Below are 19,477 nucleotides of genomic sequence, written 5' to 3'. Positions count from 1 at the left end.
CGCTTCCTAATTAAGAATTGTTTTTCTCAATCGACTTTGAACAGTGCTTTCGGATTGACCATGGTTTTTATTTCAAGAACATTCCCGTTAGGGTCTTCAATAAAAAAGGTTTCCTGTTCATATTCACTGTCTACAAAACGACGATAAGGCTTGTCTAAATAGGCAATACCTGCCGTTTCAATACGTTCTTTTATGGCCTGAAATTCCCTCTCAGGTAAATGTATACCAAAGTGAGGAACGACAACGCCACCCATGTCCACATCATGTCGTACATTTGACAAACGTTCTTCACTTTGGTGTAGCGTTAATTCGTTGCCCCAAAAATCAATATCAAGCCAACGCCGCTCTTCGCTATTGCCAGTCTTACAGCCAAGCACATCGCAATAAAACTTTTTAGCTAGATTTAAATCGCCCGCTGGAATTGCAAGGTGTAAACAGTTGGACATAAATTCCCCCTGGTATTTGTTATCCATTAAACTTGTGAATTATATAGCTACTATATTTTATAGAACACCAATCCATAGAACTCTATATACTCACCCAAGATTAATAAAAAAAAGATCCAATACTTTTGTTGCGGTGAGCAAAGGCTGGGCTGAATGTTGCAACGAACATCTTAAGCTCGCAGGTAAAAAGAAACACGTTGTGGGGCGAAACGTGGTATCGATTTACCTACTGAGTAGACTTTAACAATGGATGTTTTATTTGTTTTAGCCAGGTTTCCGCGCCAATATGGTCGCAAACTGCAATTTCGCACCATTGTGCATAGTACCTACATCTTCATTGTACTTAATCAGCTCCCAGCCCGCATAAGCCTCACGCAACTGCCCCGCTTTTAGGGTATAAGGGAAGGGAACTGGGCATGGGTGTTCTTCAGTGCTCATGGCGCAAACAATCAGGTTATAACCGCCGGCAAGAGTACGCTTATGCATATCGGCAATAATAGCATCAACAAGAGTTGGGTCGAGAAACATTAAGGTTACGGTACAGGTAATAAAGTCATAGTCCTCACCAAGGCTAGCATTGTTAATGTCGTACACCTGAGCCTTAATATTATTCATCTTCTCTTCAATACTAATACTTTGCAGCATATCAATGGCACCGGGATTAGTATCTATGGCGGTAACGTTAAATCCGAGTTGGCCGAGGTACACAGCATTACGCCCATTAGAACACCCCATATCTAACGTATCGCACGGCTCAATAATTTTGCACGCCTCTACGACTTCACTATGCGCAGGATTTAAGCCGTAACGGCTATTTAGATCAACTATCATGGTAACAACTTAGTTTTGAAATGAGGGCTATTATCTTACTACTGAACTTGCCCTATTGAATATGAATAGGTGCATTTTATAGATTTTATTTGATCCTAATCAACAACACTGCCTATTGGAATTAAGCTAATCGAGATGCGTTATTTGTTATCAACTTCTGGATTCGTATCTTGAACAAACCGTTTTTATATTATAAGCATATCAACGCCCGAATAAGAGGCTTCTTCTTTTATATGACGGTGCTTATTAACTGGATAGGTGAGTGACTATAAATGGCAGTTTTACCATGGTGGCAATATAAGATTTAAGCTTCACTACGTTTCTAGTTTGCCTTGCCAACATGCTTTGCCAGCTTCGGTTGCCGCAATCACTTCTTCAAGCCTGCCAATAATTCGCCCATGATGTCATTGTTAAACGTTTCCATGCCACAATCGGTGTGATGTATAACGAACCATTCTTTGGTACCCAGTAACTTATAAGAAATGACCAACGAACGGATAGCATCGTCACTTGCTCTGCCACCGGCGTTTCTAATTACGTGCGCATCGCCCTCGGCCAGCCCCGCATATTTAGCAGGGTCTAAACGCGCATCCATGCAAGTTAAAATGGCACCCCCCTGGCCGGAGGCATAGCTAAGCTGCCTTTATCGGCAAAGTTTGCTGCATAGTCATCATTGGCTGCGGTTACTTGTTCTACAATTTTGCTCATCTTCGCTCTCCTCAACTTACTGCATTGTGCTAATGACTCTCGCCATCAATACCAATGTAAGTTAACAATCTACCAAAGGCACAAAAACATAACCGACATGCTGCTGACAATAGCCGATATCACCAGTAATACTCTTTTTCAGCTCATAAATAGTATGGTCAACGGGGATCACCATGATTCCATCGGGCGCCAGTTGCGCCAGTAATGGTTTCGGTATTTGGTTAGCTGCCGCCGCGCTGACCAATATTCGATCATAGGGCGCATAAGCTGCCAGACCCAAATGTTGCTCAGCCAGAAAAAATTGCACGTTAGCACAGCCATAACTGAGACAATTCGATTCACCAAAGGATTTCAGCTCGGGGATTTTTTCGACGCCATAGACTCGACCAGCTGAGCCGACCAGAAAAGACAGCAATGCCGTGCTCCAGCCTGACCCGGAGCCAACATCCAATACTTTATCGCCTGGTTGCGGGGCAAGCCACAGCAGCATATTCTTAACGGTATAGGGTTGGCTGATAGTTTGGCCAAAACCAATAGGAAACGGCCGGTCAGCTTCGGCCATATGGCGCAGCGATTCAGGCATAAAATGGCTTCGCGCTACCTGAACAAACGCCTGGTTAACGCGTTCAATGAGATCCACATTATCCGTATTCATGTCATTCACCAAAACCCTGCTTATCCAAGTATAGCAAACAGCAAGCCAGCAATGTTTGCTATACTTGCTATAACGCAATCCAATTAATAAAGGAGCGCAAAATGGCCATTGCAATGACTTTTCAAGACTATCTAAACAAGCACGAAATAGACTACGAATTGGTGCAACATCGCCGCACCAGTTCTTCTCTAGACTCTTCCCACTCAGCGCATTTACCAACGGCTGAGGTTGCCAAAGCGATCATTTTACAAAGTAATGACGGTGACTACCTTATGGCCACGTTATCCGCGGGCCATCGACTATCGATTAGTCAGGTAAACGCCCTAACCGGGAAGAAGTATCAATTACTGAATGAGGTTCGCCTGGGGGATTTATTTAGCGATTGTGAACAAGGTGCAATCCCAGCGATGGGCTTGGCCTACAAAATTCAAATGATGGTAGATGATACCTTGCTAAATGCCGAACATGTTTATATTGAAGCCGGTGATCATCGCAACTTGGTGAAAATAAATCATCAGCAATATGCTCAGCTGATGTCGGCGATACCGCATGGTAATATTTGTGGACAGGCTATTGGTACGCCCAAGTTAGCAGAACACCTGAGTAGCGAATGGCGGTTATCTTAAACACCAACAGCTGTCCTTATGATTGTGGTTAAAAGCGGTTATTGATAACCGGTCATTTCAACAAAACCTTCCCCTTGATGGCTGCCGGTAAAGGTAGCCATGCCTTCAAAATACTCGATACCAAACCGATTAATTTGCTTGCGATTCACTACTTTTATCTCGATATCAACCCGTTCATGGTCGATAATCAGCCTGAAACCGTTCGGGTAAGCACCGCCTTGGTCAGTGATGCTGTTGAGTAATATCTGCTCACTGACAAGAGCCTGGCTACTGCCGTTACGATACATCAGGTTACCGTAAACATAATCGTTAATATTGGAGCGAATACGATAAACCATTAGCGCCGTATTTTGATCGAGGCGCAATGAAAACCAGTCCCAGCCTCGTTGATCGGCTGCCAGCATTTGGCTGCCCCATTCACGATCGAACCAGGCTTTACCGCTGACTCCCTGCCATTTGCCTTGCCAGAAAACTCGTCCAGCAACGTCGATAAACGGTTGCGAGTAATAATGGGAGGCAATATTAAGGCTTGCATGTTTACGGCTAAAGCCCTGCTCTCCTTGCAGAAAAAATTGCGGTTTAAGGCTAGCAGGCAAAGGTTTTGAATGTTCACGAGCTAATGAAAGCTCAGCCTGCCATGGCTCGGAGGCATTAAACGGCTCGCCAAACTGCAACCTGGCCGGCAGTAAGTCAGTTGCTGACTGCCAGAGCCAGTCATCAATTTGCGCACTAAAAGGCTTAGTGGTGAAAGTGACATTGCCAAACTCTTGCCGACCATGACGAAAGGCACTCAAATGCCGTTCTTTATCGGCCAGGGTTGCATGGGCAAAATACCAGTGCCGCGGACTTACCGAAGTACGAAACAAGGTCCATTGTGCCGCCATGGGTTGACCGCTTTCGGTTTTCAGGTTTGCCGTCAAATACCACCATTCGTGCCGGTAATTTTTGTGTGGGCTGTGATCTTCTGGAAACTTGATCGGCTTGCCAGCTGTCGCTTGCTGATAACGGTCCGCTGTTGCCGCCAGATGTGCAAGCGGATTGTTATCGGGCTTTGGCTGTTGCTCACAACCGGCCAGGTAGAATAACGACAATGATAATAACAACGGTAGTTTCACCAATGCCCCCTGCCGTTGAGTTTATAAAGAGGGATAACAAGTGCGACGAACAAACAACTCAATCCAATCAAGCTGCCACTGACAAACGGGCTTGCAGTCAATACTAATGGCATTGACCAGCCAAATGAAACAGGAAAAACTTTCGCCACTAACACTTCCGCCAGTACCATAGCAACGGGCCAACTCAATACGATGCAGCCAGCAACGAGCAGTAACCACTGAGCCAGCATATGAATAAACAGTTCAATTTTGCTGTAACCCAGGCTGCTTAAGATGAATAAATCGGCTTTACGCGCCAACTCGAGACTTTTTGCCGACAAAAACAAGCCAAAGCAAGCAATCACTAGTAACACTGCCGCTATTCCCTGACTCAAGATAAACGTTTGGGCAAAAATATCGAGCGCCATTTTCTTGATTTCAGCCGGTTCAATTAATTGACTCTGCTCTAACGCCAATTCACTCAACAACTGTTGTTTTATTTCAGTATTATATTGACTGAAATAAACGCCATAGCCGCGGGCGGTTAAGCCTGATAATTGCTGTTGAGCTAACTGCAATGGTAAGCTTATTTCATACCTTGGGTTACCGTAATCGTAATAGATGCCACGGACTTGGCAGCTCATTTGAGACGATGCCTGGCTGAGATTAATTTCATTGCCTAGGGTTAAATTATGCTTAAGCGCCAATTGTTCATTGATCAAACAGCCCGCGCCCTGAGTCATGGCCGTATATCGGTCTGCTTGATTGAGTATTTTCTGTTCAGTTTTCAGCACCAGTGTCGCCAGTTGTCTTGGCGACTGATAGGTAGTGACGGCGACTCTGTCCTGGCCAACATTGACCACCGCGTGTCGATACAGCAAATATTCGATAACCTGAGGATGACGTTGCAGCCATTGCTCTAGCCGCGGCTGTTGCTGCTGTTCAAAGCGAATGTATAAATCTTCATCGAGTTGTTGTTCGAGATAGTTAACAAAAGCAGTTTCGAAGCTATTGACCATTAATGCGGCAGCAATACTGGTGGACAAAGCCAGATAAAAAGCTGCCAACGGGATAAAACGGCGACCAATTTGGTTAGCCGCGTCTTGCATGATCAAACGAAGACGAAAATATCTGCGGCTGTTGCTCAATAAAAACAGTTTTATCAACACATGCATAGTCAGTGGCAAGATGCCAACCGTGGCGATTAAAAACAGCCCGTACTTAACCATGACCTGGTGCCAGTCGGTTTCAGGCCACAGCAGAAACAAAAGTAGCAACAAGCCAGTAACAATGCCAATAAGGGTTGTCGGTAGCCGGCTATTTACCGGTTTCGCGGTAAAAAAGAGATGTGGATTGTTGATCCGTTTCACTTGTTTAAACAACGACAGCAGCACCGCACACGCTGAGATCAGCAAAGACCAGAGACCATATCGCCAATGCCAGTCAAAATGACCACTGACACTAAGCTGGTATAGTTGATTAAGAGTTAAGCCAAGTAATGGCAATAATACCGAAACCAAAGCGACGGCGATAAACGTGCCAATAACGCTGGCCGCAACGATTAAACTCACCGCTTCCAGTAACAAGGCTAACCGTATGGTGGTGAAAGAAACACCAAACAAACGCAGTTGACTAACCAGTTCGCTGCGTTTTTGCCATGCCTGATTGGCGGCCTGAAACGCAATAAACACGCTAACGATAAAGCCGAGTACTGCCAAGGCACTGAGATTAAGATGCAAGGCATCGGCAAACCCTTGCCGCTGTTGCAACGAATCGATTTTTTGCAGTGTTAAATGTTCTGGCAAACTCTGTTCAAGCCGCAATACCCCCTCTGCCGATATTTCAGCGACCAGCAGGTAACTAAAGTCTTTTAGCTCGGGAAACAGTTGCCAGGCAAGAGCAATGTCGAGTAATGCCGTCATCCCCCAATCGGCTTTGGTAATTTGTCGCAATGGCAGTAAGCGGCCATCGCTTAGCATTATTTGCAAACCACTAATTCCCAGGTTTTTGCCATAGGGCTGCGGTAACAACACATTTATGCTATCAAAACTCTGCGGTTTGCTGATGCTCAACGCCAATAAATCCATGGCTTTAAAGGTGAGCCATTTGCCGTTTGTCAGCTTTTTGCGAAAAGAGAGTACCGGGTTAATGTTGCTAAATCCTTGTTTTCTTAGTTGGGCAAAGTCTTGCTTGCTCACTGTTTGGCCCTGTTTTGCCCTTATGTGATAAGTTATGGCAGCTCCTAGGCGAGTATCGGCCTGTTGATATTGTTGCTTGCTGGCATGATTTAACATCAAAATCGCCAATAAGGTACTGGTGGCAATGGCAAGGCTGACGATGAAGCCAATATTTAACAATGGATTTTGCCAGTATTCAGCAAGCTGGGTTTTTACCACCAGATAGAGTTCTGAGTTAGCAATGGCGGCTTTGATATTCATTAATTAATCCGACTCATCAGTGAGTAGGGTTAACTTTCCCTCACTTAAGCGATAAATTTTATCCATCCGCCTGGCCACGCGTTTACTGTGGGTTACCAGTAACAAACCGACTTGCTGAAAATTGGCCAGACGGAGTAACTGAGTAACCACCTTAATACTGTTGTTATCATCAAGATCGCCCGTGGGCTCATCGGCAAGCAATAACTTTGGCCGGGCCGCCAGTGCCCTAGCAATCGCAACCCGTTGCATTTCACCGCCAGATAATGTCGCGGGTAGTCGGTCAAAAAGCGGTTTTATGCCTAGCTCTGTTGCCAGCCTAAGACATAAATTGGCGTCAAAACGATTGGCCAAACGGGCACTGAACTCGATGTTGTCGCGCACGGTTAAACTGGAAAGTAAATTAAATTGTTGAAAAATAATACCTAGGTGCTGTTTGCGCAACTTGCTTAGCTGAGCCTCGGAGGCACCATTAAACGAGAAGCCAGCGACCTGGATTTTCCCTTGTTGCATAGGTTCTAGTCCTGCAATCAAGTTAAGCAAAGTGGTTTTGCCACAGCCACTATCCCCCATTAAAGCGATGCACTCACCTTGAGCAAGTTCAAGCGCCAGTTCACTAAGCAGCCGACGCATGCCGTTGCCATCCCTAACCCGATAATTAAGCCCCGCAATAGTTAACAACAAGTAGATCCCTTTTGCAAAATGGTAAAGTCATCACAGCTAAACAATTAAAATATGAGTATAGTCGATTGATTAAAGGAAATTATCTCCCTGTTAGGGGGAATTACCCCCCTGCAAGTCAAGACGTGTGACTCAATGACGATATCAGCTCCTGGTGGATGCCAAATTAACCCATCCCGCCAGTAAATAGCAGCACAGGGCCGAAGCCAGCAGTACCTGTAGACCAAATTCCATGGCAATGATTGGTGCAACCAATACCCCAGTAACCGATGCAAATCCGTTAATCGCCCAACACCAGGCGAGCAACATTGGCTGTTGCTCTGGCAGTCGGCGCAGACCGTAGGGGAGCAGCAATCCCAATGGCATAGTCAGCACCGCGATAACAATAAACACCAGGGAAATACGGGCCAGATGCGACCAGGCTAACGTTGCTTGAAACAGCTCTAAAAACCCGATAAAAGCGGAAAACAATACCGCGCTGTAGAGCCAAATAAGCAACATCAATCGTGACGGTGAAATCGTTTTAGCGCCAAATAAGATGCTGCCCGCGCCGCTACCTATCAACACCGCGCTCAGCACAGTCGCCAGTGCACTAGTGAGCGAATCCAGTAGTAAAATTGTTTGTTGCAATAAGGCGATTTCAATCGCCATAAAACCGAAACCAAGGCAAGAAAAATAGACCAGGGGCCGAAATTTTCTGTATTCTGACGGCTGCGGTTGCCGATTCATGTACAGTGGCAGCATGATAAAAATTAATGCTAGCGGAGCTATTAGCGCTAATGAGGCCAGGCTGAGAATGTAACCCCAGCCCACCAGCAATGGCCAGCGTTGTGGCAAGTCTGCGATTAATTGGCCAAGGCTTTGCCAACGAAAACTGTGAAACAAATATGGCTTATGGTCTGTGCTCGGCGCGATATCAAATGCATATTGGTTAGTTAAATCGGCACTCTTTACTTCACTAGCTGGGTCAGTAAGTGCGGCGATCAGATCAAAATACAAGACACCTGATTTGATATGATAGCGATTGGCCTGTTCTCGGGTTAACCCGGGAAACGCGGCCAGATCGAAACGCCATTGTTGGCTCCAAAGATAAAGTTTCTCTGCTTGTTGCTTGTTGATCGGCTGTTTACTGACTAGCAATAACAAGGTGCGCCAATCACGGATCACCAGCAAGTGTTGTCGGGGAGCAAGTTGTTGTTGCCTGAGCATAGTGACCACCGTATTGATCACCCGTAAGTTATCTCTGGGCAGCGGCGCCATGATATTGCTGATGGCCAGGACGCCATTTGGCTCTAACTGCGCAAAGGCAGAGCTTAACCCTTGCAAGGTCATCAGGTAATTCGTGCTAAATGCAGCACTGCCGACAGGATCACTGCCAATCGATGCCATGATCAGATCGAAATACTGTGTTGTTGTTTCCACAAAACGCCGGGGATGCAGATTGGCAATTTTCACTTGCTCAGGGATTATCTTGCTCACTTGCTCTGTAGAGTTATCCTCAGCCATAGCATTTACTGCCGTGAGTAACGGCAATAAATGCTTATGTTGATCAATTAGAGTAATGGAATTGGCCTGCTGCCAATAGGCGGTCCAGCTGTTCCAGCTAGGATCGGCCCCTAATAATAAGACGTCAGGCTGCCGTTTGAGTAATTGATAGGGAGCAGCGTAAATCGATTGTGCAAATACCGCTTTACTTGTCCCTTTATCGGCGCTTAACAATATGGGTGTGGCTTGCGCACCATCGAGAAATAATTGCCATTGTGGCAGTGCCGCAGACTCAGAATTCAAACTTAACCCGGGGGATGCATGTTGGCCAGAGCTTGATACCATGGATAGTCGGCTCTGTGCCGAATCCCGCTGCCATAACAATTTTGCATCGAGTTGATTTTGACGAATGCTCAATTCTTTAAAAGCATTAACCTGGGTTGCGGGCAACAACTGTTGCCCGGAGAATAGCAAAATAGAGATACTGGCAATGATTAAGGTTATTATCGCTATTTTCGCCGCTAAGCGACTCAACAGTAACAATAGCGCCACCATCGCCAGCAACGGGCTAAGTAACATGCCAAACGCAAATTGGTCAAATTCGAGCATGAATAACGCTAATGCCGCCCCTAACGCCGCGCCAATAAGATCGGCACCATATAGCCTTGATATCACTCTAGGCCAACGCATAAAGTTGACAATAATATAAAGACCGGCCAGGAAAAATGGTGGCAACCAGCACAAGGCATACAGCAATAAATAGAAAAATTGCTGGCCAAACCAGGGCAAGGCCAACATATTCAATGGGATCATGCTTGCTAACAGTTGGCTTATGGGAAAACTCAGCACCAATGCCAGAGAACACAGCAGGAGAAAGCCCCGATAATGACTGATAATTGACTTGCTCAATAACATTGCCACACTGCCGGCAACACCAAAGCCGAGCAAGGCAATAGCAATCACAACGGTGGTCAGATGGTGCCAATGTTCAATGGCAATATGGCGGGTCAGTAAAACTTCAAAATTAAGTACGGCAGCGCTCACCAGAGCCAATGCAAACAAGGTGATTAATCCAGCATGTCGGCGTTCAGAATGGTTAGCGGCTAATATCACGATACGAGCTTTGCAGAGCAGTAACATTGCTTTGGGTGCACTACCTTCATCGCTAGTTGCCAGTGCCGGTGAGCGGCACAAAACGTACCGGTAAAATTGAGCGAGTGCTGCTGTTGCCTAACTCGTCTTTGCTGATCAATAGCAATTCCTGATTTCCCCATACCGGCCCTATCGGGATCACCATACGTCCTCCGGGTTTTAATTGTTTCAGCAGCGGTACTGGAATATGTGCGGCCGCGGCGGTAACCAGAATCCGATCAAACTGCAAATTTTGTGGCCAGCCATAATAACCATTGCCGTGCTGATGATTAATTTTGGTTAGTGCCAACTGGTTAAATAACTTGGCGCTTCGATTTGCCAAAGGACTGATGATTTCCATGGTATAGACGTTGGGGGTTAGCTCAAATAAAATAGCCGCCTGATAGCCCGAGCCAGTACCAATTTCCAGAACCTTCATGCCAAAACTAATGTCTGCCAGTTGCGTCATCAAAGCAACGATGTAGGGTTGCGAAATAGTTTGGCCAAAGCCAATGCTTAACGGTGAATCCTGATAGGCTTTAGTGCGCTGATGTGGCGGGACAAAACGATGTCGTGGGACGTTAGCCATGGCATTGAGTATGCGCTGCTCATTGACGTTGATCCCGGCAACCTTATAGTCTTTGATGGTCGCAACCATTTGCTGCCGTTGCAGGACAAATCCATCCGCTTGTGGATATTTATGAGTTGCCACGGCACTGGGCATCACCCCCCACATTAAGGTTGTGATTAGCATCAGCCGCCAGTGGAACATGTTCATAGACCCAGGCTCTCAAAATCATTACTACCTGTTAATTGTAGTCAAATATTCGCTGTTGATGACAGTGATTCCAATAAATTATCGGACTTGGTATCAACAAATTCAAGCAATCACTCCTATACTAACATTATCGCCAAACCCGCAAAAAAGGGACAGATATGGTTCTAACTTCAGCAATATGTTTCTCATCCATCGAATACGCTATACCGGTTCGCGTAATGATGTGATCAATTGAGAATTCCCGAAGGGGAACTCATGTGTTGTTTATATGAGTTGCTCAATGAGCAGATCATTATACGGATTGGTATTAATTAAAAGGAGTCTGGGTGCTCTCATGTATAGTCTTGCGCACAAACATTTGCTGGTTGCTTTGTTTCATCTTGCTCTGTTTCATCTTGCTCTAGTATGGCTGTGGCCTACGCCGTTAGCTGCCCAGCAAGCCCCGGCTGCTACTCCGGTTAATGTGACCATTGCGGCGTTAAAAGAACTTGCCCCGACGATCAAGGTATCTGGCACCGTGATCAGCCCAAGTGATGCACAAATCTCCGCCCGCACCATCGGTGTACTGACAGCTTTGGCCGAGGTTGGTGATAACGTCAGTGAAGGGCAAAATATTGCCACGATAGATAATCAAATTCTGTTATTAACTGCGCAACAGCAAATCGCCCAGATTAGTAGTATCAAACATCGTTTGTCTTACCTCAGTAAAGAAGTAAAGCGTCTGCAATCTCTTGCATCGAACAACCTGACCTCAAAAACAGAAATGGAAAACACCAGTACAGAACATGCTGAAAAGCAATCGGAGCTGGAAGCCGCCAAGACACGACTTGCACAAATTAAAGTAGAAATTAGCTATTTACAGCTCAAGGCACCTTTTGCCGGCATTATTACCAGCCGTTTATCGCATGTGGGTGAACGGGTTGAACCAGGCACTAACATTGTTCGTTTAGTTGCAACCTCAACCCTTGAAATTACCGCGGCGGTACCGGTTAGCGCCTATGCGTACATTAAAAAAGAGATGAAACTTGCGGTAACGTCAACTCTGGGCAGCATTATTGTACCGGTGAGAAGTTTAGTGGCGGTGGCCGACCAAAGATCTCGATTGATGGAACTTAGATTAAATTTACAAAATACCCGGTGGCCGGTTGGTCTCAATGTAAAAGTATCAATCCCCAACGGCGAGCGTCAAAAAGTATTGGCCGTTGCCCGAGACGCACTCATTATCAGGCGCGATGGTGTCAGTGTGTTTCGCATTAACGCCGATAATAGTGCAGAACGACTCAGCGTAAACCTGGGACGAGGCTCAGGCGCATACATCGAAATTATTGGCGATATTAGGCCCGGAGATAAAATTGTGATCCGCGGTGGCGAACGCTTGCGGCCAGGGCAAATGGTGACCATAAAAACCAATAACTCTGATTTGGTTATCCAATGAAACTGACTCAGGCAGCATTACATAACCCAACTGCGGTGATTGTTGGTGTCTTACTGACGTTCCTTTTTGGCGCGTTAAGTCTTTACCGACTGCCAATTCAATTAACGCCAAACATAACTCAGCCGACCATCAGTATTTCCACATCCTGGCGAGCAGCAGCACCAAACGAGATGGAAGCAGAAATCATCGAACCACAAGAAGATGTGCTGAAAGGCCTGCAAGGCATCAACAAAATGATCTCCAATGCCAGTCAGGGGTTTGGCTCTATCACTCTGGAATTTCAAACTGGCACCAACATGGAACGGGCACTGGTAGACGTGATGAACGCGCTAAATCAGGTGCCAAGTTATCCAAGCGATGCCGATGAACCTGTACTTGCGGTCGGCGGCAATAGCATTTTTACCGCCATTGCCTGGATTGGCTTACACCCCTTACCGGGCAACAAGAATAATATCGCCAGTTATCAAGACTATGTGGAAGATGTGATCCAGGCCAAACTGGAACGAGTTCCAGGGGTCGCCCAAACCAATGCCTTTGGTGGTTTGCCGACTGAAATTCGAGTTACCTTCGACCCCTATAAAGCCGCAGCATTAAACTTAGACCTGCCGGAAATAGCCAGTACCGTTGGCGGCAATATTGACGTATCAGGCGGGTTTAATGATGTTGGTCGACGAAGATACACCATACGATTTGCCGGGGGTTACGATACGTCTTCTTTTGATGAGCTGATCCTCGACTGGCGTAATGGCAACCCGGTGCGTTTACAAGACGTGGCACAGACCAATTTGGCCTTGGCGGATCAAACCGGCCAATTAAGTCTGGACGGCGAAATGGCAATCGCAATCAACGTGCAAGCAGAAAGTAATGTCAACGTCATTGCGGTAGATGAAGGCATTAAACAGGCAATCAAAGAGTTGAATTCCGGTCCATTGAAAAAAGCTCAATTGGAACTGATCCAAATGTACGATCAAACAATCTACATTAAACGTTCTATGGGGATGGTGCGCAACAACCTGTTATTAGGGTTCGTGTTGGCGGTGTCGGTATTGTGGTGGTTCCTGCGCAAATTTACTGCGACCCTGGCCGTAGCTATGGCCATTCCAATATCCATTACTGTCACCTTTATTGCGTTAGACATCAGCGGCCGTAGTCTGAATATTATTTCGATGGCGGGTTTAGCGTTTGCCGTCGGCATGGTATTGGATGCCGCGATTGTGGTACTGGAGAACATTATTCGTTTTCGGGAAAATGGTGTCAACCCGCAAGGCTCGGCGCAACAAGGTACAGAGCAGGTATGGGGAGCACTGCTGGCATCAACCATTACCACTGTCGCTATCTTTGTACCAATCATCTTCTTAGAAGATGTATCCGGACAACTGTTTGCCGACCTGGCAATCGCCATCGCCGTTGCGGTATCAGCCTCTTTGTTGATCGCAATTACGGTGTTGCCAACTTCTGCTATCCGTTTAACTGAGCAAATTCATAGTCATGACCCGCATGATCATTGGTGGAATGCGATTACCAAAGCAATAATGAAATTAACCAGAAGCGCTAAGTATCGAACGTTTTGGGTGGTTGGTTTAATTTGCAGTTCTCTGCTTGGTTCCTGGTTGTTATTCCCACAAGCAGACTACCTGCCCAAAGGTAATCAAAACTCTTTTAATGCCTTTATCTTGATACCGCCAGGACTTAGCGCGGCTGCCGGTAGAGAGGAACTGGTGAATATCATCAACGCGCGGATAAAGCCGCACCTTGATGGTGAACAACAACCGAAATTGGATCACACCTGGATGGGTATATTTGGCAGTTTCGGTTTTATGGGCGGACGCGCGCAAGACGCCGAAAACATTAAACAAATTGTAAACATTTTGAATCAACAAGTGTTAAGCGGCTTCCCCGACACCATAGCGTTTGCTCAGCAAACACAATTATTTAGGGGCCTTGGCGGCGGTCGGATCATTGATATCGATATTCAAAGTAACAACGAAGATGAATTATTGCGTGCTGCACAAGTTGGTTTTTCGGCCCTGGCAAAAGCATTACCCGGCGCACAAACCCGACCAATACCAGGGTTATCGCTGGCGGAGCCAGAATTACGGCTAATTCCTAATGAACGCCGTATTGCCGAGGCGGGTTGGAGCCGCAAAGATATGTCTGCCATAAGCCGGGCATTGGGTACAGGTTTGTTTGTTGGCGACTACTTTGATGGGCAAAAACGATTAAACATTTTTGTTCGTAGTGAAGATTGGCATAACCCGGAAGAGTTGGCGGCTATCCCCTTATATACGCCAAATGCAGGGGTACAATTAGTCGGGGAACTGGCAAGCCTAGAGCGCACTGCTGGCCCGTCAACGATTCGCCGGGTTGATCGTCAGCGCACCATTACTTTGCAAGTAACGCCACCGGATAATTGGTCGTTAGAGCAATCGATTAATACCATAAAAACGGATGTTGCTCCGCAAATTTTGGCCAACCTTGATCAAAATAGCCATGTTGCTTACCGCGGTACTGCCGAGGCACTCACCCTGGCCATTAGCAATATGAGCCGCAGCTTTTTATTGGCGTTAGTTATCTTGTACTTATTGATGTCTGCGTTATTTAAAAATTTTACCGACAGCTTATTGGTGGTGTTAACCATTCCTCTTGCCACCGTTGGCGGTATCATTAGCTTGCAGTTAACCAATCTGGTCACTGGATTTCAGCCTTTAGACTTGCTTACCATGATAGGGTTTATCATCTTGTTAGGGCTTGTGGTCAATAACTCTATCTTACTGGTCCATCAAACCCGGCAAGCAGAACGTGATGGTTTGTCCCGGCCGCAAGCGGTAAAACAGGCGGTTAGACTGCGTCTGCGGCCGATATTAATGAGCACTTTAACCAGCATTTTCGGCATGCTGCCATTATTGTTAATCCCCGGTGCAGGCACTGAATTATATCGAGGCATTGCCGCGGTTATTATTGGCGGCATGAGTATCAGTACATTATTCACCTTAATATTTCTCCCCAGCTTACTGCAAATGGGCTCAAAAACGGCAAAGATAACCTCAGAAAAATACCAGGTTGATTAAATATTTGCTGATTTTTAATGGTTAATCAAACTGGGATATTGCGAGCAAACCTGCCTGTATATATTTTTAGTTGAACACTATACTTATAAAACATACCGTAAATTTGAGGAGCTTTCATGGACGTTCAGCTATTGGTCACGCAAACCGATTTTTGTATCCCAAATCTAGAGTGCGAGCTGAAAAATGTTGGGGTTAATTACCATATTGATTATGTAGAGATGCATCCTGAACTGGTCAATGAATACAACATTAAACACTCACCCAATATTTTTGTCGACGGTAAATTAGTGTTTCGGCACCAACCAACCATGCATGAATTGCAAGATTTTTTTGGTAACTAATCAGCTCTATGCTTTGCAATGAGTTGCCTTATCGCTTGATAACTCGCTTGCCAGTGTTCATAGTCAACTGGCACTGGGAAATGTTGCCCGTTAATGGCAAGGACTAAGGAAGGAAAGCCGTTAATCGGCAGCGCTCTTGCCGTGCGAATTTCTTGTTCTAACCGGTTTTTAAATTCAATACTATGCAAGTCCTGTTTAAATTTCGCTTTATCAATACCAAGAGAGTTAGCAATACTGCTCAGGGCCGCTGTTTCTGATGGATTTTGCGCTTGCAGGTAATAGGCTTGTTGGATGGCGAAGTACATTTGTTGCTCAAGCCCATGGTCCCGAGCAATTAATGCTGCCCGACAGGCTGGATAGGTAGAACGTCTTGGCTGGCACTTCTTCCAAAAATCAAAGTTAAACTCACTGCCTAAATAATTAGAAATTTTCTGCCAGGTTTGCTGTAAAAATAATTGCATTTCTTCCGGCATTGGTGCATCTGAATCTGGCGCTAAGCCGCCCAGGCGATATTCAGTATCAACAATGCCTTTGAGTTCATTCTGTAACGTTTGCCACGTCGGACGATAACCCCAGCACCAACTGCACATCGGGTCATAGACGTAAATTAATTTAACATTGTTCATCTTCAAGATTAATGAATATCAGCAGCTTTTACTGCCTCAGCATAAGTTTTGGAAACCGGGACTTGCAATTCATTGGCTAATTCTAAATAAGTTTTGCGCCCATCTTTATGAACTTTTGCTATCGCCTCGATAGCCACCCACCAGGAACGATGTGTTTGTAGACCCTGATAGCCACTTAATAATGCTAACGCATCCTTAAACCGCATCAATATTAAATGGTGGCCTTTATCGGTATAGACTTTCAAATAGTGATCAGACATTTCCAAACAGAGCAATTTTCCCCGTTTTTCCACGGGCAGCTCCGCCATAAATTTTTGCAGTTGCAGTTCATCTTGACTGCTACTTTCTTGCAGCTGTTGATCTATCAGCTGTGCTGATTTGCTCAGTTTAGCATTTTGCCGGTTGATATAATCTTTAACGATGCCGATAAAGGTTAAAATGCCACCGATAATAATAGCCTTTGGCAAGACTTGCCAAAATTGTTGCGGATAATTTATCGTAATATCAAAAAACAACCACACCGAGAAAGGCACGAAAAAACTCATTAAAACACTGGCGACAATCATTGTTATAATCAATCTGCCCCAATGATTTGGCACTAATTTAACTAAGTAGCGCTCACTTAATTGATTACAAGGCATATAAATAAAATAGCCACAGGTACAGGTGACTACCCAATAAAAGATCGCCAAAAATAACGGTACTTCATTCATCCCAAACGGTGCCAGAAAGCCTAGCAAGATGCCAACCACCAACACGGTAAGCAAGTCATGAACGAATTCCTCTTTCGTGATCAAGGCTCTTATCGGTTGATTTTTATGGTTTATTTCACGATTCGTCAACGGTACATGGTCCAAAATTGAGCATTTTACGAATTGTTTAAAGACATTCGCGAAACTCAGCTGTTTATTTTAATTTTTCCATTCTATCGTCTTTTCAACACGACGCAATTGCTAATCACTTTTTAGTTAAACAATAGCCAAACAATAACTACGAGTTTAGTAATCGCGAACGTTACGTTAACCAATTATTTAAGGATTTATTATGAACAGCACAACATTACTTTTCGCCACGATTACGTCTTTACTACTAACGACGACAACATATGCAGGTGAAGTTGAATTTAACATTGACGGCGTCAATGACGATTCCAGCAAACTCTATGTGCAAATATTTAAGGGTGAAGAAAATTACCAAAACGGCAACGCCGAATCGGCTACTATCACCAAAGCCAAAAACGGTAAAGCCAGCATAAGCTTTAAAAACTTAGATAAAGGTGACTATGCCTTGCGCTTTTTCCACGACCAAAACAACAACGGTAAATTGGAAACCAATCTGTTTGGCATGCCGGTAGAGGGCTATGGTTTTTCCAATAACGCCAAACCCAATTTTGGTCCGGTAAGTTATCAGCAAATAAAATTCTCTGTTAGCGATGATGTCAGCAAGGTTGTCAATGAAAGTACGGTGATTTATTAATTTTAAGTCTATTTGAACAGCAAAATGTAGAAATCTAGCAGGAGAAATAATATGCAGCGCAGAGAGTTATTAAAAGGCATGGGGGCATTGGGCCTTGGTTCGATGTTGATCAATTCCCCCTTTCAAGCGATGGCAACGCCAACGCAAAATCTTGTGGTGAATTACAAAGACTTATTTAATCGGGCGCTAGCAGAAAATCCCGATTTAATTGGCTTTGCCAATGTCGAACAAAACTTTGCGCCACAAGCGTTAACTATTGAAGGCAGCATACCAAGTGATCTAAATGGTACATTTTATCGCAATGGCCCGGGCAAACACGAGCGCGCCGAGCAACGCTATCAGCACTTATTCGAAGGTGATGGTATGTTACAAAGCTTTCATATTGAAAATGCTAAAATACACCATCAGGGTAAGTTCATTAATACCCCTAAATTTCAACAAGAACAACAAGCACAGCGTTTTTTATACTCGGCTCCGGATACCAAACTAAACGCGCCGTTACCCGTATCTAGCGCTGATATGATAAATACCGCCAATACCAACGTGATTCCGGTTGGTGATGATCTTTGGGCTTTATGGGAAGGTGGCTCTGCTACCAGGGTAAATAGTCAAACCTTAGACTATCAACAACAAATCGTATTAGGTGAGCAAAGTAAATATGGTACTAGCCTGAAAGGCCTGCCGTTTTCGGCTCACCCGAAAATTGCAGCCAATGGCGATATTTGGAATTTTGGCTTAAACCCAAGCGGCCATATTGTGCTCTATCATTTATCCGCCAATGGACAAGTGAAAAATGTCAAAATTGTCGATGCAAAATATCGAGGCGGCATGCTGCACGATTTTTTAATCACCGACAAACACCTGCTGTTGATTTTGCCATCATTAACCACAAGCCGCTCAACCAGCAACAACCAGCAAGGATTCTTCTCTCGCATTGGCTTTGATAAAACCCTGCCAATGCGAGTGCTGGTGGTGAGTAAGAGTGATTTAACCATGACTAAGCAGTATGAGCTGCCCGCTGGCTTTGCCTTTCATTATGGTAATGCCTGGGAAGAGCGTGATGGCACCATACATTTTGACGCCAGCTTATACCCCAGTATCGATGTATTGCATAATTTATCTAACGTGATGCAAGGCAAGATGTCTGCCGCCAATGTCGATGCCCAAATGGCAATGTTTACGTTAAAGCCCAATGGCAGCGCCAGTCACAGCCTGCTTGCGATCAACAGTGAATTTCCACGGATATGTGACTATCTGGTTGGCAGCAGAAATCAGTATGTCTATCACCTGTCATCCAGCAATAACAGTCTTTGGAGTGACAGTGTTTGCAGTTTGAATGTAGATAGTGGCAAACAGGATAAGTACGATTTTGGCAAAGACTTTTTGGTGGAAGAACACATCAGCGTTTGCCCGAAAAACAAAGAAGGCACGGGTTACTTAATTGGCACCGCATTGCATGTACCAAGCAAGCGCACTTGTCTGAACATTTTTAAGGTTGAAAATATAGCCGATGGACCAATTGCCAGAGCTTGGTTAAGCCATCATTTACCATTAGGCTTTCATGGTAATTTTAACGCGGCGTAACTTAATCAAAGAGTTATTTGAACAATGTTCCCTCATGGACTTGCTGAAACACAGGCATAAAAAAAGGTAAGACAGTG

At 45.1% G+C, this 19,477-nt stretch carries 17 protein-coding genes; 6 read left to right on the top strand and 11 right to left on the bottom strand.

What is annotated here, in order from left to right:
* Positions 1–26: 26 nt before the first annotated feature.
* The 4 genes from ND16A_RS08205 to ND16A_RS08215 form a co-directional block, all read right to left on the bottom strand.
* Positions 27–446 carry a VOC family protein gene (locus ND16A_RS08205; protein WP_033077832.1) on the bottom strand — a complete coding sequence of 140 codons (420 nt, stop codon included), beginning with the start codon at positions 444–446 and terminating at the stop codon, positions 27–29.
* A 264-nt stretch (positions 447–710) separates the two neighbouring features.
* On the bottom strand, positions 711–1,277 hold the full coding sequence (gene tehB / locus ND16A_RS08210; protein WP_033077831.1) for a tellurite resistance methyltransferase TehB: 567 nt from the start codon (positions 1,275–1,277) through the stop codon (positions 711–713).
* Between the two features lie 367 nt (positions 1,278–1,644).
* Positions 1,645–1,872, bottom strand: coding sequence for a beta-class carbonic anhydrase (locus ND16A_RS21930; RefSeq protein WP_327144555.1), 228 nt, complete (start codon positions 1,870–1,872; stop codon positions 1,645–1,647).
* A 174-nt stretch (positions 1,873–2,046) separates the two neighbouring features.
* A complete protein-coding gene (locus ND16A_RS08215) occupies positions 2,047–2,640 on the bottom strand; it encodes a protein-L-isoaspartate O-methyltransferase family protein (RefSeq protein WP_033077830.1) in 594 nt (197 codons plus the stop codon).
* Between the two features lie 101 nt (positions 2,641–2,741).
* On the opposite strand from ND16A_RS08215, the gene ND16A_RS08220 reads away from it, so the two are divergent.
* Positions 2,742–3,266 carry an aminoacyl-tRNA deacylase gene (locus ND16A_RS08220; RefSeq protein WP_033077829.1) on the top strand — a complete coding sequence of 175 codons (525 nt, stop codon included), beginning with the start codon at positions 2,742–2,744 and terminating at the stop codon, positions 3,264–3,266.
* Between the two features lie 38 nt (positions 3,267–3,304).
* On the opposite strand, the gene ND16A_RS08225 is transcribed toward ND16A_RS08220, so the two are convergent.
* The 5 genes from ND16A_RS08225 to ND16A_RS08245 form a co-directional block, all read right to left on the bottom strand.
* Entirely contained in the window at positions 3,305–4,381 is a 1,077-nt protein-coding gene (locus ND16A_RS08225) for a lipocalin-like domain-containing protein (RefSeq protein WP_235282116.1), read from the bottom strand.
* Entirely contained in the window at positions 4,378–6,798 is a 2,421-nt protein-coding gene (locus ND16A_RS08230; RefSeq protein WP_033077827.1) for an FtsX-like permease family protein, read from the bottom strand. The genes ND16A_RS08225 and ND16A_RS08230 overlap by 4 nt, the downstream gene beginning before the upstream one ends.
* Before the next feature lie 3 nt (positions 6,799–6,801).
* Complete coding sequence (locus ND16A_RS08235) at positions 6,802–7,479, bottom strand: ABC transporter ATP-binding protein (protein ID WP_033077826.1); 678 nt, start codon at positions 7,477–7,479, stop codon at positions 6,802–6,804.
* Positions 7,480–7,620: 141 nt separating this feature from the next.
* Positions 7,621–10,155, bottom strand: a complete 2,535-nt coding sequence (locus tag ND16A_RS08240; RefSeq protein ID WP_033077825.1) for a hypothetical protein — start codon at positions 10,153–10,155, stop codon at positions 7,621–7,623.
* Complete coding sequence (locus ND16A_RS08245) at positions 10,127–10,846, bottom strand: protein-L-isoaspartate(D-aspartate) O-methyltransferase (protein WP_081945587.1); 720 nt, start codon at positions 10,844–10,846, stop codon at positions 10,127–10,129. The genes ND16A_RS08240 and ND16A_RS08245 overlap by 29 nt, the downstream gene beginning before the upstream one ends.
* A 358-nt stretch (positions 10,847–11,204) precedes the next feature.
* Between ND16A_RS08245 and ND16A_RS20275 the strand changes: the two genes are divergently transcribed.
* The 3 genes from ND16A_RS20275 (at position 11,205) to ND16A_RS08255 (ending at position 15,714) form a co-directional block, all read left to right on the top strand.
* Complete coding sequence (locus ND16A_RS20275) at positions 11,205–12,305, top strand: efflux RND transporter periplasmic adaptor subunit (RefSeq protein WP_052073114.1); 1,101 nt, start codon at positions 11,205–11,207, stop codon at positions 12,303–12,305.
* The gene (locus ND16A_RS08250; RefSeq protein ID WP_033077824.1) at positions 12,302–15,373 is read left to right on the top strand and encodes an efflux RND transporter permease subunit; all 3,072 of its coding nucleotides are present in this window, start codon (positions 12,302–12,304) and stop codon (positions 15,371–15,373) included. The genes ND16A_RS20275 and ND16A_RS08250 overlap by 4 nt, the downstream gene beginning before the upstream one ends.
* A gap of 116 nt (positions 15,374–15,489) precedes the next feature.
* On the top strand, positions 15,490–15,714 hold the full coding sequence (locus ND16A_RS08255) for a hypothetical protein (protein WP_033077823.1): 225 nt from the start codon (positions 15,490–15,492) through the stop codon (positions 15,712–15,714).
* On the opposite strand, the gene ND16A_RS08260 is transcribed toward ND16A_RS08255, so the two are convergent.
* Both ND16A_RS08260 and ND16A_RS20270 read right to left on the bottom strand, forming a co-directional pair.
* Positions 15,711–16,340 (bottom strand): DsbA family protein, encoded by a 630-nt coding sequence (locus tag ND16A_RS08260; protein ID WP_033077822.1) that lies wholly within the window; start codon positions 16,338–16,340, stop codon positions 15,711–15,713. The genes ND16A_RS08255 and ND16A_RS08260 overlap by 4 nt on opposite strands.
* Positions 16,341–16,348: 8 nt before the next feature.
* Positions 16,349–17,182 carry a LytTR family DNA-binding domain-containing protein gene (locus ND16A_RS20270; RefSeq protein ID WP_152593873.1) on the bottom strand — a complete coding sequence of 278 codons (834 nt, stop codon included), beginning with the start codon at positions 17,180–17,182 and terminating at the stop codon, positions 16,349–16,351.
* Between the two features lie 202 nt (positions 17,183–17,384).
* Here ND16A_RS20270 and ND16A_RS08265 point away from each other — a divergent pair, with 202 nt between their 5' ends.
* Positions 17,385–17,816: a DUF2141 domain-containing protein gene (locus ND16A_RS08265; RefSeq protein ID WP_033077821.1), complete on the top strand. Its 432-nt coding sequence runs from the start codon at positions 17,385–17,387 to the stop codon at positions 17,814–17,816.
* Between the two features lie 51 nt (positions 17,817–17,867).
* Positions 17,868–19,400 (top strand): carotenoid oxygenase family protein, encoded by a 1,533-nt coding sequence (locus ND16A_RS08270; protein WP_033077820.1) that lies wholly within the window; start codon positions 17,868–17,870, stop codon positions 19,398–19,400.
* The last annotated feature ends 77 nt before the right edge of the window (positions 19,401–19,477 follow it).

This window comes from Thalassotalea sp. ND16A, from assembly GCF_000764205.1.
Taxonomy (GTDB): Bacteria; Pseudomonadota; Gammaproteobacteria; order Enterobacterales; family Alteromonadaceae; genus Thalassotalea_A.
The sequence above is the reverse complement of the archived record's forward strand: the minus strand, read 5'-3'. Positions and strand labels throughout refer to the sequence as shown.